Here is a 13454-nt window from a genome sequence, read left to right on the forward strand (position 1 = left end):
CGGTCAGCGACAGGGTCCGCAGAGAGGCGACGCCTCAGAACATCGGCGTCGCCGTATACCCCTTCTTCCGCAACAATTCGACGAGGCCCTGATCGCCGATCAGATGCAGGGCGCCCACGGCCATGAAAACGTTGCCCTGGTCGAGGATCGGCGCGCCGCGATCGGCCATATGGCGGTTGCGGATCGTGATCAGCCTTTCTTCGAAGGCGGCCATGTCGCGAGCGTCAGTCGGATTCTTCTCGGGCGCGAAATAGAGCGACACCGGCATGACGAGACCCATGCGACCGGTGAGATAGAGATTGATCGTCGTCTCCATCACATCGGCGGTGTAATCTGGATAGCGGACCGTGGAGACGAGCGATCGGACGTGGAAATCGTTGGGCAGGCTCGCCATTGCCTCGATCTGCTCGGCGAGCGTTTCGACCCCTTTCACCGCCTTGCCGGCGGCTTTTGCCTCCTGAGCGAGCTTCATGTCCAGGAATGGCTTGCCGGAAGATTTGCGCGCCAGTTCGCAGGGCGACAACGCCACCATGGAGGTCAGCAGATAGGGCTTCATCTTGATGACGGCCGCGAGCGGAATGCCGCGGCTCTTCAGCCCCGCCTCCAGCACCTTCTCGTCCTCGGGCGTCAGGTAATCCTTGATGCTGGCCTTGCCGGAATACATCATCAGGTCTGGCTTGGCCATCAGTGCGGCCACCGCGCGTTGCTGGTCGAGTATTTCGTCGGATTCGACGATCAGCGTTGCGGCATTTTCGAAGGCGCTGCGGGCGGCGTCGGGAAGGTCGGTGACGCGCGGATCGGTGAGATGCATGGTGCCGAGCAGCCAATTGGGTTCTTGGCCCGGCTTTTCGAGCTTCCAGAAACGGGCCGAGCCGTTCTTCACCTTATCCCCTTGCAAGAGCAGCTGGGCGTAAGCGGCGGGATTGCTGTTCTCCAGACCCGCCAGCAGATCCTTGCCGCCGCAGGCTTCATCTTCGGCATGGGCGGGCAGGGCTGAAAACAGCGTGGCGATCAGGCTGGCCAGAAGGAGGAGCGGAAAAAGCGCCAATCCCATTGCAATGCGGCGTGTAAAGCTATCCTCCGCAGACGAGGAAACATTGGTATCGAGCAAGGGGGCGTTCAACATGGCAATCCTTGGGTCGGCAATCGGACGCAGATTAGGCGTCGCCGCTCACCAGCGGCTTAACCGACATGGTTAACCGGCGCGGGGATGGGCGCGATCGAAGACATCGAGCAGGCGGGCGGCGTCGACGCCGGTATAGATCTGTGTGGTGGACAGACTCGCATGCCCCAGCAATTCCTGTATGGCCCTGAGATCGCCGCCGGCGGAGAGGAGATGCGTGGCGAAGGAATGGCGCAGCTTGTGCGGCGTCGCCGTTTCCGGCAGGCCGAGCGCCGAGCGCATCTTGCGCACTTCCTTCTGGATGATGCCTTGCTGCAGCGGTCCGCCGCGCGCGCCGAGGAAGATCGGGCTCTCCGCGCCGATGGCATAGGGGCAGAGCTTCAAATAGGCCTCCACGGCCTCGCGCGTGGCCGACAGCAGCGGCGTGATGCGGGTCTTGCCGCCCTTGCCGGTGATGCGCAAGGTTGCGGCGGCGCCGCTGACGTCGCCGCGCTTCAGGGAAAGCGCTTCGGAAATGCGCAGGCCCGAGCCATAGAGCAGGCTCAGCACGGCGGCGTTGCGGGCCGCGATCCACGGCTCGTCGGCCAATTGCCCGTCATCGGAGCTGACCAGCAGCGCCTGTTCGGCCGACAAGGGTTTGGGGAGGCTCTTGCCTTGCTTGGGCGCGCGGACGGCGCGGGCGCCGGCGGCGTTAACCAGCCCCTTCTTTTCGAGATGCCTCAGCAGCGACCGGAGGCCGGCGAGATTGCGGCCAAGCGAGCGGGCGCCGGTTCCATCCTTGCGGCGGGCGGCGAGGAAGGCGCGGAAATCGGAGGGCCGGAGATCGGCGATGTCCTTGAGCCGCGCTGGGCCGCCGCGATGGCGGGCGAGAAACAGCAGGAATTGCCGCGTGTCCCGCTCATAGGCCTCCACCGTCAGCGCAGATAAGCGCCGCTCCTCCGCGAGCGCGGCAAGCCAGGCGGCGCGCTCGGCCAGCAATGTCTCGTCCGCCATGATCAGGATATCGTTCACCTGAGCCTCCTTGAAGAGGTCAGTTGTGCGGCGAAATGGTTAGCGGATCATGAAAATCGCCAGACCGTGGTCTTCTTGACCTCGGAATCTTCAAGTGCGCGCGTCACCGGCACCTCATAAGTGGCCAGAGCCTGCATTCTTTCGCGCGGGCAATAGGCGCGGCCGGGATCGCCGACGATCACTTCGGTCCCCTGTTTCCGCAGGCTTTCGAACCAGGGGATGAGGGCGTCGGCGAAACTCTTGTCGTAGAAGACGTCGCCGGCGAGCAGGACATCGGCATTGATGGGTTCGCCGATAAGGTTGTCGCCGGAAAAGAAGATCTCGACCGCGTTGAGGTCGCTGTTGAGCGCAATCGCGGTCTCAGTCCACGGATCGATATCGACGGCGCTGACGCTTCGCGCGCGCGCCTTGGCGGCTGCGATGGCCACAAGACCCGAGCCCGAGGCGAAATCGACGACGCGCTTTCCCGTCACGCAATCGGGATGATCGAGAATGTAGCGCGCCAGACCTTGTCCGCCGGCCCAGGCGAAGGCCCAGAAGGGCGGCGGCAGGCCGATTTCCTCCAGTTCTTCCTCGGTCTTCAGCCAGAGATCATGCGCCTCGTCCGCCAACCGTAGCCGGATCTCCGGCGTATGCGGCGGCGACATCACGCCGGTATTGGCGAGAATGAAGGCGCGCGGCTCGGTTTTCATGGCGAGAGCGGCGGATTGTCCAGGCCGCCCATGCGGCAGACCAGTCGATATTCCTCTTCGGTCACCGGCTGCACCGACAGGCGCGAGAGCTTCACCAGGGCCATATTGGCGAGATCAGGCGTGGTCTTCACCTTCTCCAGCGTCACCGGCACGGGCATGTCGCAGACCGCGCGCACGTCGACGCATTCCCAGGTGGGGACATCAGCCGTCGAATCGGGATGCGCCAAGGCCGAAACTTCGCAAATGCCGACCACGGCCAGACCTTCATTGGAATGGTAGAAGAAGCCTTTGTCGCCCAGTTTCATCGCCCGCATATTGTTGCGGGCGGCGTAATTGCGCACGCCGTCCCATTCCTGCCCCTTGTCGCCGATGGCTTTCAGATTGTCCCAGGAAAACTTGAACGGCTCGGACTTGAACAGCCAATAGGCCATGATCAGGCCTCCGGATTGTTGAAGACCCAGTTCCACGGCCGGATGTCGACCGAGGCGAACAGCCCCGCCTTGGCATAGGGATCGGCGGCGGAGATCGCCTGCGCTTCTTCGAGCGTCTCGGCCTTGACCACGACCAGGCTGCCGTTGGGCTTGCCGTCGCCATCCAGGAAGGGGCCGGCGAAAGTGAGCACGCCGGCGGCGTTGATCTCGTTCAGCCACGCCAAATGTTCAGGGCGGGTGTCCATGCGCAGTTGCAGCGCGCCGGGCTTGTCCTGGCAGAGAAAGGCGAAGAGCATGGGTTTATCCTTTCATTCGGTGGTGATCGGGCGCGTCATCAGCGCATTCATGGCCGAGGCCACGTCGAGACTGCCTTCTATGATCGAAGCGACCGCATTTGTCACCGGCATATCGACGCCGCGCTCAGCGGCGAGCCGGGCGGCCACGGCTGCTGCTGCGGCGCCTTCCACCAATTCGCCGGCGGGTAGGGCCGCGCGGCCGGTGCGGCCGGTTTCGATGCCGAAGCGGAGATTGCGGGATTGATGCGATGTGGCGGTCAGCACGAGGTCGCCGAGGCCCGATAGCCCGCGCACCGTCTGCGCGTCTCCTCCGAAGGCGGCGGCGAAACGCGACATTTCCGCAAGTCCGCGCGAGATCAGCGCCGCCCGGGCCGAATCGCCGAGACCGGCGCCTTCGATGATGCCGCAGGCGATCGCGAGCACATTCTTGAGCGCGCCGCCCAATTGCACGCCGATCCGATCCGACGATGCATAGAGCCGGAAGGTCGGCCCCGAGATCAGCCGCGCATGCGCATCCGCCTCTTCGAGCGTTGCGGAGGCCACGACCATGGCGGTCGGCAGACCCTTGGCGATGTCGGCGGCGAAACCCGGGCCCGACAGCACCGAAATGCGGCGGCCCGGCAATTCGCGCTCCAGCAGGTCGGTCAGCAATTCGCCCGTGGCGCGATCGATGCCTTTGGCGCAGGTGATCACCGCCATATCGGTCCGGAGGTAGCGCCCGAGCGCCTGCGCCGCCGCGCGCTGCGCTTGGCTCGGCATCACGAAGAGCGCGACATCGGCGTCATCGAGGCAGGATGGGTCGGCGGAGAAGGAGAGAGCGTCCGGCAGGCGCAGGCCCGGCAGGTTGCGCGCATTCACGCGCGTGGTCAGCATTTCGTCGCATTGCGCCGGGTCGCGGCAGAGCAGGGTGCTCTCGGCGTCGCCCGAAAGGGTCGCGGCGGCGGCGAGCGCCGTGCCGAATGCGCCGGAGCCGACGACGACGAGCCGCTTGGTCATGCCTTTGCGCCTCGCTTGCCCGAGCCGAGCTTGCTCGCGGCGTTTTCATCGAGCGGCCAGCGGGAGCGGGGCGAGACGGTGACGGGATCGGCAGGCAGATCGAGCGCCATGCGTTCGAGGCCGGCCCAGGCGATCATGGCGGCGTTGTCAGTGCAGAGGCTGAGCGGCGGCGCGATGAATCGGAAGCCGTTTTGTTCGGAAATCTCGGTCAACACGGATCGCAGCGCCTTGTTTGCCGCCACGCCGCCGGCGACTACCAGCGCCGGCTGGATTGCTTCGCCGGCGAAACGTTCCTTAAAGCGCTTCAGGCCGCGGCCGATGCGGTCGCGCATGGTCCGGCAGACGGCGTTCTGGTAAGAGGCGCAGATATCGGCGACATCCTGATCGGTCACCGGCTGGGCCGCTTCCGCGGCCTGGCGCACGGCGGTCTTGAGGCCCGAAAAGGAAAAGTCCAGCCGCGCTTCGCCGACCAGAGGACGCGGGAAGGCGAAGCGTTGCGCATCGCCCGTCTGAGCGGCTTTCTCCACCGCCGGGCCTCCCGGATAGGGCAGGCCGAGCAATTTCGCCGTCTTGTCGAAAGCCTCGCCGAGCGCGTCGTCGATCGTTGTGCCCCAGCGCTCATAATCGCCGACGCCCTTGACCAGGATCAGCTGTGTATGGCCTCCGGAAACCAGGAGAAGGAGATAGGGAAAAGCCAGCCCGTCGGTCAGCCGCGCCGTCAGCGCATGGCCTTCGAGGTGATTGACGGCGTAGAGCGGCTTGCCTGTCGCCATTGAAATCGCCTTGCCGGTCATCAGCCCGACGATCAGCCCGCCGATCAGACCCGGACCTGCTGTGGCCGCGACCGCGTCGATATCGGAGAGCGACATATTGCTGCGGGCCAGCGCTTCGCGGATCAGGCTGTCGAGCGCCTCGACATGGGCGCGGGCGGCGATCTCGGGCACCACGCCGCCATAGGCGGCGTGTTCGTCGAGTTGGGACAACACCACATCGGCGAGAATCCGCCCCGCGCCGTCGTCGGCGCGCTCGACCACGGAGGCTGCGGTTTCATCGCAGCTTGTCTCGATGCCGAGAACGCGAAGCACAGCCATCATGAACCCTAAGAATGATTGCGGATGCGGTGAAAGATGATTACTTGGGAGCCGATTACAAGGAAATGCCGCAAATGCAAACAAAAGCTTTCAGGATCGGCACGCGCGGCAGTCCGCTGGCGCTGGCCCAGGCGCATGAAACCCGCGACCGGTTGATGACGGCGCATGGACTTGCGGAAAACGATTTCGAGATCGTCGTACTGTCCACGAAAGGCGACCGCGTCACCGACAGGCCGTTGTCGGAAATCGGCGGCAAGGGGTTGTTCACCGCCGAACTCGAGGAGCAATTGTCGCGCGGCGAACTCGATTTCGCGGTTCATTCCTCCAAGGACATGGCGACGAAGCTGCCCGAGGGGCTGGAGATCGCCGCCTATCTGCCGCGCGAAGATGTGCGCGACGCCTTCGTGGGACGCGCGGCGGCGACGCTGATGGATCTTCCCGAGGGGGCCATGGTCGGCACCGCGTCATTGCGTCGTCAGGCGCTGGTTCGGATGCTTCGGCCCGACCTGCAGGTCAAGATTTTCCGGGGTCTCGTCGATACCCGGTTGAGAAAGCTGGCCGAGGGCGACGCCGACGCCACGCTTCTGGCCTATGCCGGCCTCAAGCGGCTGGGCAAGCCAGAGGTCGTCACCGAACTTCTCGATCCCAAGCTGTTTCCGCCGGCTCCGGCGCAAGGAGCGATCTGCATCGAGGCGCGCGCGGGCGACCAGCGCGTGGCCGAATTGCTGACGCCGATCAATGATCGCCCCACTTTCGCGGCCGTAACATGCGAACGCGCCTTTCTGGAAGTGCTGGACGGCTCGTGTCGCACACCGATCGCCGGCCTTGCGACCGTCGACGGCGAGCGGCTGTCATTTTCCGGCATGATTCTCTCACCGGATGGCGGGCGACATCATCGCATCGAAATCGATGGCGTCGCCGAGCAATTCTCCGAATTGGGGCGCAAGGCCGGTGAGACCATCGTCGCCGAGGCCGGCCCCGACTTCTTCGCCTCGTGGAGCTGAGGCATGCGCGTTCTCGTCGTCCGTCCGAGAGAGCAAGGGGTGGCGACTGCAGGGAAGATCGCCGAGCTCGGGCATGAGGCCGTCGTCTTCCCGCTGTTCGAGCCGTTTCACGATCTCGCCGCCGCGCGCGAGGGGCTGGCGGCGCCGCATGACGTGCTGGCGGTCACTTCGGCGGAGGCGCTGCGGTGTCTCGCCAAGCTGGGAGCGGCGATCGATCGTCATGTCGATACTCCACTCTTCGCCGTCGGCAAGACCACCGCGCGTCACGCCCGGGATCTCGGCTTCAAGACCGTGATCGCCACTCAGGGCGGCGGGGCGGCGCTGGCGGCGGAGATCGCCGGCCGCTACGCCGCCCAGGGCGCCTCCGTCCTCTACCTCACCGCCGTCAAGCGATCGCCGGATTTCGAAGCGACGCTTCGGGAGCACGGCTTCGCCTGCCGAACGGCGGAGGTCTACGGCATGGATGCGATCGACCATTCTCTGGCGGATCAACAAAAAATGCTGGTGAACAATCCGGTCGACGCGGCATTTCTATTTTCGAAGGACAATGCACGCGCCTTTTTCGATCTCGAGGTTTTTCGGCTGAGCAAGGAATCGTTGAGGAAAACGCTGTTTTTTTGCCTCAGCCGCAATATCGCCGCGGCGGTGCCGGAGGAGTTCGCTCACAGCGTCGTGACGAGTCTCAGCCCGGATGAAGATGAATTGATCGATCTTCTCTAGCGCCTTGCCGCGCTTTATGTCGCATCGGGGGGCTTGCGGGTCCCGGGGTGGCGGTTAAGGTCAGGAAAACGGATTGAAGGAAAACGCCATGGAAACGGAAAAACCTCGCCATTCCAGGACCACTGTCGATCCCAGGACGATCGATCTGACCGCGGACGCCGTAAAAGCGGAGGCAGAGGCCGAGACGCTCGACGTCAGCGAGGAGCCCGTCGTCGCGTCGGAAACGGCCGAAAAGGCGGCAGATCCAGCAATCCCAACGCGCGAGCCCGTCGATAGGGATTCCGCGACGACGGTTGGCGCCTCCCCCGCCGCGACGTCCGGCGCAAGCGGGATTTCGCTGATCGCGGCCAGCCTGATCGGCGGCGTCGTGGCGCTGGCCGGGGCGGCGGGCCTGCAATATTGGGGCGTTTTGCCGTCGCTCGGCGGCAATGAAAAGGTCGAGCAGTCCATCAACCTCGTCTCCTCCGATGTCGAAGCGCTGAAATCCTCGGTGTCGGCCCTGGCGAGCGCCAAGCCCGAAGTCGACCTCACGCCCGTCAACGACAAGATTGCCGCCATCGAAACGCGGTTGCAGGATGTGCCCAAGGCGAACGGCCTGTCGGTGGACGCCGATCAGCGTCTGTCGGCGCTCAACCAGCAGGTCAGCGATTTGAAAACGTCGCTGGACGACGCGCGGAAAGCCGAGGAGACCGCCCGCGCCGAACTCGTCATGCGCATCGAGGCGTTGGAGAAGAAGGCCGCCGAGCCCGGCGACGATGTGGCGGTGGCCGTCGCCATCGCCTCTGCCAGCCTCAAGGCGGCGATCGACCGCGGTGGGCCGTTCTCTACGGAGCTCCACACTCTGGCCTCGGTCGCGCCCGACATGCCGGCGCTCGAGGCGCTGCGACCATTCGCAGACACCGGCGCTCCGGCGCGCGCCAAGCTCGTCGCCTCCTTCCCGGCGACGGCCGATCTCGTGATGGAGGCGCTGAAGCCTGAAGATCCCAATCAGAGCATCACTGACCGTCTCCTGGAAAGCGCTTTCTCCGCCATCAAGGTGCGACCTGTCGGCGATGTGCAGGGCGACCAGCCCGCCGACATGCTGGCGCGGATCGAGGATCGTCTGACCAATGGCGATCTCAAGGCCGCCGCCGCCGAATGGGACAAGCTTCCCGAAGAGGGCCGGAAGGCCGGGGCAAGCTTCCGACAGGCGCTCGACGCCCGCATCAAGGTGGAAGACCTCGTCGCGCAGACGCTGACCAACGCCGTGCGCAACACCGACAGCAAGGGCTGAAGAAAGGTTTTGAGATGATTCGTATCCTTGTCTTCATCGCTCTCGTTCTCGCGGTCGGCTACGGCTTTTCCTGGCTCGCCGATCGTCCGGGCGATCTCTTCATCATCTGGCAGGGCCAGCGAATCGAAATGACGCTGATGACGGCGGCCGTGCTTGTCGCCGCGCTCATCGCCTCGGTGATGCTGGTCGGGTGGCTCATCCGGGTCGTCTGGACCTCGCCGCATTCGGTGACGCGTTATTTCCGCGCCCGCAAGCGCGATCGCGGCTATCAGGCGTTGTCCACGGGGCTGATCGCGGTCGGCTCGGGCGACGCGCCGCTCGCGCGGCGCATGCTCGACCGCACCAAGGGGCTCATCCGCGCCGACAGCGAGCCGCTCATTCATCTTCTCGAAGCTCAGGCGCTGCTGATCGAGGGCAAGACCGAGGAGGCGCGCAAGAAATTCGAGGCCATGGCGGAAGATCCCGAGACGCGGGAACTCGGCCTGCGCGGCCTCTATCTCGAGGCCCAGCGCCTCGGCGCGCATGAGGCGGCGCGTCATTACGCCGAGAAGGCGGTCGAAAAGGCCCCGCATCTGCCCTGGGCCGCGGAAGCGACGCTCGAATATCGCACCCAGGCCGGCCGGTTCGACGACGCCATCCGACTTCTGGAAACCCAGCGCGTGCTAAACGGCATGGACCGCAAGACCCATGACCGCAAGAAGGCCGTGCTGCTGGCCGGCCGCGCCTTGTCGCGTCTGGACGGCGATCCCAAGGGCGCGCGCGAAGACGCGGTGCATGCGCTGAAGCTGTCGCCGGATCTCGTCGCCGCCAGCCTTGTTGCCGCAAAAGCCTATCTGCGCGAAGACAATCAGCGCAAGGCGCTCGGCGTGCTCGAACAAGCCTGGAAGCTCGCGCCGCATGCGCAGGTGGCCAGCGCCTATGTCGAAGCGGGCGGCGGCTCCGCCGCCGACAAGCTCCGCCGGGCGCAACGTCTGGAAGGCATGCAGTCTCACGCTTACGAATCGCTCTATGCGGTTGCCGCCGCAGCGCTCGGCGCACGTGAATTCGCGCTCGCCCGCGCCAAGGCGGAAGCTGCTGCGCGCATCGACGACCGCGAAAGCGCCTTCCTGCTGATGGCCGACATCGAGGAGGCCGAAACCGGCGATCAGGGGCGCGTCCGGCATTGGCTGGCCCAGGCCCTGCGCGCGCCGCGCGATCCCGAATGGGTGGCGGATGGTCAGGCCTCGGATGTCTGGCTGCCGTTGTCGCCGGTCAGCGGCAAGCTCGACGCTTTCGAATGGAAGAGTCTGCATAGAGCCAGACCAGACGCCATCGAGGACGGCAATCGCGCCGCAGACGCCTTCAGCCAATTGCCGGATCGCAGTGAAACGACGACCAGGATGCCCGAGGCGGAGACGGTCCCGGTCAAAGAAACCGAAGTCGTGGTCGCCGCACCGGTCGAAGCCGCCCCCGCGCCCGTCTCGCCCATCGTTCAGCCGCCGGCTCCCGTCCAGCCGCATGCCGCGCCGCGCAAGCCGTCCCTGCCTGCCGAGGAGCCGGTGCAGCCGTTCTTTGGACGCCCGCCGGATGATCCCGGCGTCAAGCAACCGAAAGCCGCCGATGGCGCGCGTTTGTTCTGATCGGGAGAGACGCGCATGTTCGAGAAGCTGATGGGTTTCCTCAACGCGCTGGGCGGCGAGACGCCGAAGGTGGAGCCGGACAGCCCAACGGTGGCGGTGATTGCGCTGGCGCTCAGCGTCATCCAGGCCGACGGGGTGGTCAAATCAGCCGAAGAGCAGATGCTGGAGAAGGTGATCCGCGATTATTTCAATCTCAGCGGTCCGGAGTTTCGCGACCTGCTCGCCACCGCGCGCCAGCAGGAAGAGGAGGCGGTCGATTTCTTCCGCTTCACGTCGCGCATCAACAGGGAACTCGACGAACGCCAGAAGCTCGAATTCATCGGCATGCTCTGGCAGATCGTCCATGCCGATCACGAGCGCAATGAGCTCGAGGATCACCTGATCTGGCGGATCGCTGAGCTGATCGGCGTGTCCGGTCGCGACAGGGTGACCAAGCGCATGGAAGTCGAGCGCCGTCTCGACGAAAATGGGGAGACGTCCTGACAGCATGTTGCGCCAACCCGCCAAGACCAAGAAGGTGGATGACCGCCCGGTTCTGATCGTGCTGCATCAGGAGCGCTCGACGCCCGGCCGCGCCGGCCAGATGCTGGAGGCGAAGGGCTACCGCCTCGATATCCGCCGACCTGCGCTCGGCCAGAAATTGCCCGACACTTTGCGCAATCATGCCGGCGCCGTGGTGTTCGGCGGTCCGCAAAGCGCCAATGACGATCTTGATTACATCAAGGCCGAGATCGACTGGATCGAGGTGCCGCTCTCGGAAAACAAGCCCTATCTCGGGATCTGCCTGGGCGCGCAAATGCTGGTCAAGCATCTCGGCGGCACGGTGGAAAGCCATACGGAAGGCAAGACCGAGATCGGCTGGTATCCTATTTCGGCGACCGAAGAAGGCGAAAAGCTGATGGATTGGCCGTCGATGGTCTATCACTTCCACCGCGAGGGCTTCGATCTGCCCTCAGGCGCAGTGCGGCTCGCGCGGGGCGACACCTATGAGAACCAGGCGATCCGCTATGGCGACAATGCCTGGGGCGTGCAGTTTCACGGCGAATTGACGCGGATGATGATGCATCGCTGGGTGGTGCATGGCGCGCATCGTTTCGAAATGCCCAACGCCCAGACGGGCGACAAGCATCTCGAAGGCCGTTTCCTGCATGATCAGGCGCTGAAACTCTGGATGTCGAACATGCTCGACCTCGTCTTCGGCCAACGCCTGATCGCCGCGCAGAGCGCGACCGGCTGATCAGTCGCGCACCGGAGCGTCCAGCGTATCGATCTTGCGCAATTGCGGGAACAACCAGGCCCAACCGACGGAGACTATCAGCGCGCCGACCCCACCGATCACCACCGCCGGCACCGCGCCGAAGCCCCAGGCCATGACGCCGGCGCGCGCCTCGCCCAATTCGTTGGAGGCGCCGATAAACACGGAATTGACGGCGTTGACGCGGCCGCGCACTTCGTCGGGCGTCCAGAGCGCCAGAAGCGTTTCGCGCACATAGACCGAAATCATGTCGCCCGCGCCCATCACCACCAGCGCCGCGATCGAAAGCCATGCGGTTTGCGACAAGCCGAACACCAGAGTGCCCAGGCCGAACACCGCCACGCCGATGAACATGGTGACGCCGGCGCCTTTCCGGATCGGGAAGCTCGCGAGGTAGATCGCCATCACGATCGCGCCGATGCCGGGCGCGGCGCGCAGCAGGCCAAGGCCGAAGGGCCCGAGAACGAGGATGTCGGAGGCGAAGACCGGCATCAACGCCACGGCGCCGCCGAGCAGCACGACAAAGAGATCGAGCGAGATCGCGCCGAGCACGACCTTTTCCTGCTTGATGAAGCCGAAGCCGGCGACGATATAGGCCCAGCTCTTGTCTTCGGACACCGTCTTCTGGCTCGGCTTGGGCACCAGGAAGATCAGGATCGCGCCGGCGGCCATGAACACGAACGCGACGCCATAGGCGACGACGGGACCGACGCCATAGAGAAGGCCGCCGGCCATGGGACCGACGATCGAGGCCGTCTGCCAGGACGAGGCGTTCCAGGCGAAGGAATTGGCGAGATCCTTCTCCGGCACCAGATTGGGCGCGAGAGACTGCACCGCCGGGCCCATGAAGGCGCGTTCGATGCCGAAAATGGTCAGGATGGCGAAGACCAGCGCCGGCGCGAAAGCGTCCGCGACGGTGAGGGCGAGAAGGGCTGCGGCGCAGCCGGCGCTGATGGTCAGGCAGATGGCGACGATGGCGCGCCTGTTGTAGCGGTCGGCCACCGAGCCGGTGACGAGAATCAACAGAAGTGAAGGCAGAAACTGCACAAGGCCGATCAGCCCGAGAAACAGCGTGCTCTTGGTGACTTCATACATCTGCCAGCCGACGGCCACGGAGATGATCTGGATGGCGAAAGCGGCAAGGAAACGCGCGAAAAAGAACAAGGTGTAGGACCGATGCCGGAACGCGGCAAAGCGGTCTTCCGCTGCGGCAAGTGACATTGGGAGTATTTCCTCGATTGATCCGGCCTCTGAAATGCGGGCCATTAAGTATGAATGAGCCGGCGCGCAAGGCCGCCCTTGCCCGATAAAGACCGGTTCATTACATGTCTGTCAACGTTTAATCGGAGCAGACCATGCTGGCCATTCTCAATACGATCCTGTTCGCGCTGAACATCTATATCTGGATACTCATCGCATCGGCGATCTTCTCCTGGCTCTACGCCTTCAACGTCATCAATTCGCGCAACCAGTTCGTCGCCATGATCGGCCAGGCCCTGTCGGCGCTGACTGAACCTGTCCTCCGACCCATCCGGCGCTTCATGCCCAATCTCGGCGGCGTCGATATTTCGCCGATCGTGGTCTTCATCCTGATCTACTTCATTCAGCAGATCATCATTCTTTATCTCTATCCGATGGCGGCCGGCTACTAAGTGGCGACAGAGCCGTTTTTGCGGCTCGCCGTGCGGCTGACGCCGAGCGGCGGGCGCGACGCCGTCGAAGGTTTCGAGACGGATGCGGCCGGCGAGCGCTGGCTGAAGGCGCGCGTGCGCGCCGCGCCTGAGGACGGCAAGGCCAACAAGGCGCTGGTCGAGCTTCTAGCCAAGACGCTCAGGCTGCCCAAATCGTCCATCTCCTTTCAGTCCGGCGAAACGTCGCGTAAAAAAATCCTCCGGATCGAGGCCGATCCGGAGGATGTTCTCAACAAACTCGGCAAGGACTGA

The 13454-nt window shown here is 64.5% G+C and carries 16 protein-coding genes; 8 read left to right on the top strand and 8 right to left on the bottom strand.

Annotated elements, in window-relative coordinates:
* Positions 1-34: 34 nt before the first annotated feature.
* The 7 genes from OCK01_RS17150 to tsaD form a co-directional block, all read right to left on the bottom strand.
* Complete coding sequence (locus OCK01_RS17150; RefSeq protein WP_263824984.1) at positions 35-1126, bottom strand: TraB/GumN family protein; 1092 nt, start codon at positions 1124-1126, stop codon at positions 35-37.
* A 69-nt stretch (positions 1127-1195) separates the two neighbouring features.
* On the bottom strand, positions 1196-2116 hold the full coding sequence (locus tag OCK01_RS17155; protein ID WP_412179029.1) for a tyrosine recombinase XerC: 921 nt from the start codon (positions 2114-2116) through the stop codon (positions 1196-1198).
* 65 nt (positions 2117-2181) lie between these two features.
* The gene (locus OCK01_RS17160) at positions 2182-2826 is read right to left on the bottom strand and encodes a class I SAM-dependent methyltransferase (RefSeq protein WP_263824986.1); all 645 of its coding nucleotides are present in this window, start codon (positions 2824-2826) and stop codon (positions 2182-2184) included.
* Positions 2823-3257: an EVE domain-containing protein gene (locus tag OCK01_RS17165; RefSeq protein WP_263824987.1), complete on the bottom strand. Its 435-nt coding sequence runs from the start codon at positions 3255-3257 to the stop codon at positions 2823-2825. Before OCK01_RS17165 ends, OCK01_RS17160 begins: the two co-directional genes overlap by 4 nt.
* 2 nt (positions 3258-3259) lie before the next feature.
* Complete coding sequence (locus OCK01_RS17170; protein WP_263824988.1) at positions 3260-3553, bottom strand: YciI-like protein; 294 nt, start codon at positions 3551-3553, stop codon at positions 3260-3262.
* Positions 3554-3565: 12 nt separating this feature from the next.
* A complete protein-coding gene (locus OCK01_RS17175; RefSeq protein WP_263824989.1) occupies positions 3566-4549 on the bottom strand; it encodes an NAD(P)H-dependent glycerol-3-phosphate dehydrogenase in 984 nt (327 codons plus the stop codon).
* The gene (gene tsaD, locus OCK01_RS17180; protein WP_263824990.1) at positions 4546-5643 is read right to left on the bottom strand and encodes a tRNA (adenosine(37)-N6)-threonylcarbamoyltransferase complex transferase subunit TsaD; all 1098 of its coding nucleotides are present in this window, start codon (positions 5641-5643) and stop codon (positions 4546-4548) included. The genes OCK01_RS17175 and tsaD overlap by 4 nt, the downstream gene beginning before the upstream one ends.
* Before the next feature lie 71 nt (positions 5644-5714).
* On the opposite strand from tsaD, the gene hemC reads away from it, so the two are divergent.
* From hemC to OCK01_RS17210, 6 genes are all read left to right on the top strand, one after another.
* The gene (gene hemC / locus OCK01_RS17185; RefSeq protein ID WP_182827998.1) at positions 5715-6644 is read left to right on the top strand and encodes a hydroxymethylbilane synthase; all 930 of its coding nucleotides are present in this window, start codon (positions 5715-5717) and stop codon (positions 6642-6644) included.
* A gap of 3 nt (positions 6645-6647) precedes the next feature.
* Positions 6648-7364: a uroporphyrinogen-III synthase gene (locus OCK01_RS17190; protein WP_182827999.1), complete on the top strand. Its 717-nt coding sequence runs from the start codon at positions 6648-6650 to the stop codon at positions 7362-7364.
* 88 nt (positions 7365-7452) lie between these two features.
* Positions 7453-8637 (top strand): COG4223 family protein, encoded by a 1185-nt coding sequence (locus tag OCK01_RS17195; protein WP_263824991.1) that lies wholly within the window; start codon positions 7453-7455, stop codon positions 8635-8637.
* Between the two features lie 14 nt (positions 8638-8651).
* Positions 8652-10256 (top strand): heme biosynthesis protein HemY, encoded by a 1605-nt coding sequence (locus OCK01_RS17200; protein ID WP_263824992.1) that lies wholly within the window; start codon positions 8652-8654, stop codon positions 10254-10256.
* 15 nt (positions 10257-10271) lie between these two features.
* Entirely contained in the window at positions 10272-10739 is a 468-nt protein-coding gene (locus OCK01_RS17205) for a TerB family tellurite resistance protein (RefSeq protein WP_182828002.1), read from the top strand.
* Positions 10740-10743: 4 nt separating this feature from the next.
* On the top strand, positions 10744-11493 hold the full coding sequence (locus OCK01_RS17210) for a glutamine amidotransferase (RefSeq protein WP_263824993.1): 750 nt from the start codon (positions 10744-10746) through the stop codon (positions 11491-11493).
* On the opposite strand, the gene OCK01_RS17215 is transcribed toward OCK01_RS17210, so the two are convergent.
* Positions 11494-12732 carry an MFS transporter gene (locus OCK01_RS17215; RefSeq protein ID WP_263824994.1) on the bottom strand — a complete coding sequence of 413 codons (1239 nt, stop codon included), beginning with the start codon at positions 12730-12732 and terminating at the stop codon, positions 11494-11496.
* A 134-nt stretch (positions 12733-12866) separates the two neighbouring features.
* On the opposite strand from OCK01_RS17215, the gene OCK01_RS17220 reads away from it, so the two are divergent.
* Together OCK01_RS17220 and OCK01_RS17225 are read left to right on the top strand one after the other, a co-directional pair.
* Positions 12867-13163: a YggT family protein gene (locus OCK01_RS17220; RefSeq protein ID WP_182828005.1), complete on the top strand. Its 297-nt coding sequence runs from the start codon at positions 12867-12869 to the stop codon at positions 13161-13163.
* On the top strand, positions 13164-13454 hold the full coding sequence (locus tag OCK01_RS17225; protein WP_263824995.1) for a DUF167 family protein: 291 nt from the start codon (positions 13164-13166) through the stop codon (positions 13452-13454).

The sequence above is a fragment of the Rhizobium sp. TRM95796 genome, assembly GCF_025779995.1.
GTDB lineage: Bacteria > Pseudomonadota > Alphaproteobacteria > Rhizobiales > Rhizobiaceae > Rhizobium_E.

Coding starts and splice junctions, on each gene's coding strand:
- OCK01_RS17220 (WP_182828005.1), top strand. CDS start 12,867: ATGCTGGCCATTCTCAATACGATCCTGTTCGCGCTGAACATCTATATC.
- hemC (WP_182827998.1), top strand. CDS start 5,715: ATGCAAACAAAAGCTTTCAGGATCGGCACGCGCGGCAGTCCGCTGGCG.
- tsaD (WP_263824990.1), bottom strand. CDS start 5,643: ATGATGGCTGTGCTTCGCGTTCTCGGCATCGAGACAAGCTGCGATGAA.
- OCK01_RS17155 (WP_412179029.1), bottom strand. CDS start 2,116: ATGGCGGACGAGACATTGCTGGCCGAGCGCGCCGCCTGGCTTGCCGCG.
- OCK01_RS17215 (WP_263824994.1), bottom strand. CDS start 12,732: ATGTCACTTGCCGCAGCGGAAGACCGCTTTGCCGCGTTCCGGCATCGG.
- OCK01_RS17205 (WP_182828002.1), top strand. CDS start 10,272: ATGTTCGAGAAGCTGATGGGTTTCCTCAACGCGCTGGGCGGCGAGACG.
- OCK01_RS17195 (WP_263824991.1), top strand. CDS start 7,453: ATGGAAACGGAAAAACCTCGCCATTCCAGGACCACTGTCGATCCCAGG.
- OCK01_RS17170 (WP_263824988.1), bottom strand. CDS start 3,553: ATGCTCTTCGCCTTTCTCTGCCAGGACAAGCCCGGCGCGCTGCAACTG.
- OCK01_RS17150 (WP_263824984.1), bottom strand. CDS start 1,126: ATGTTGAACGCCCCCTTGCTCGATACCAATGTTTCCTCGTCTGCGGAG.
- OCK01_RS17190 (WP_182827999.1), top strand. CDS start 6,648: ATGCGCGTTCTCGTCGTCCGTCCGAGAGAGCAAGGGGTGGCGACTGCA.
- OCK01_RS17175 (WP_263824989.1), bottom strand. CDS start 4,549: ATGACCAAGCGGCTCGTCGTCGTCGGCTCCGGCGCATTCGGCACGGCG.
- OCK01_RS17200 (WP_263824992.1), top strand. CDS start 8,652: ATGATTCGTATCCTTGTCTTCATCGCTCTCGTTCTCGCGGTCGGCTAC.
- OCK01_RS17210 (WP_263824993.1), top strand. CDS start 10,744: ATGTTGCGCCAACCCGCCAAGACCAAGAAGGTGGATGACCGCCCGGTT.
- OCK01_RS17160 (WP_263824986.1), bottom strand. CDS start 2,826: ATGAAAACCGAGCCGCGCGCCTTCATTCTCGCCAATACCGGCGTGATG.
- OCK01_RS17165 (WP_263824987.1), bottom strand. CDS start 3,257: ATGGCCTATTGGCTGTTCAAGTCCGAGCCGTTCAAGTTTTCCTGGGAC.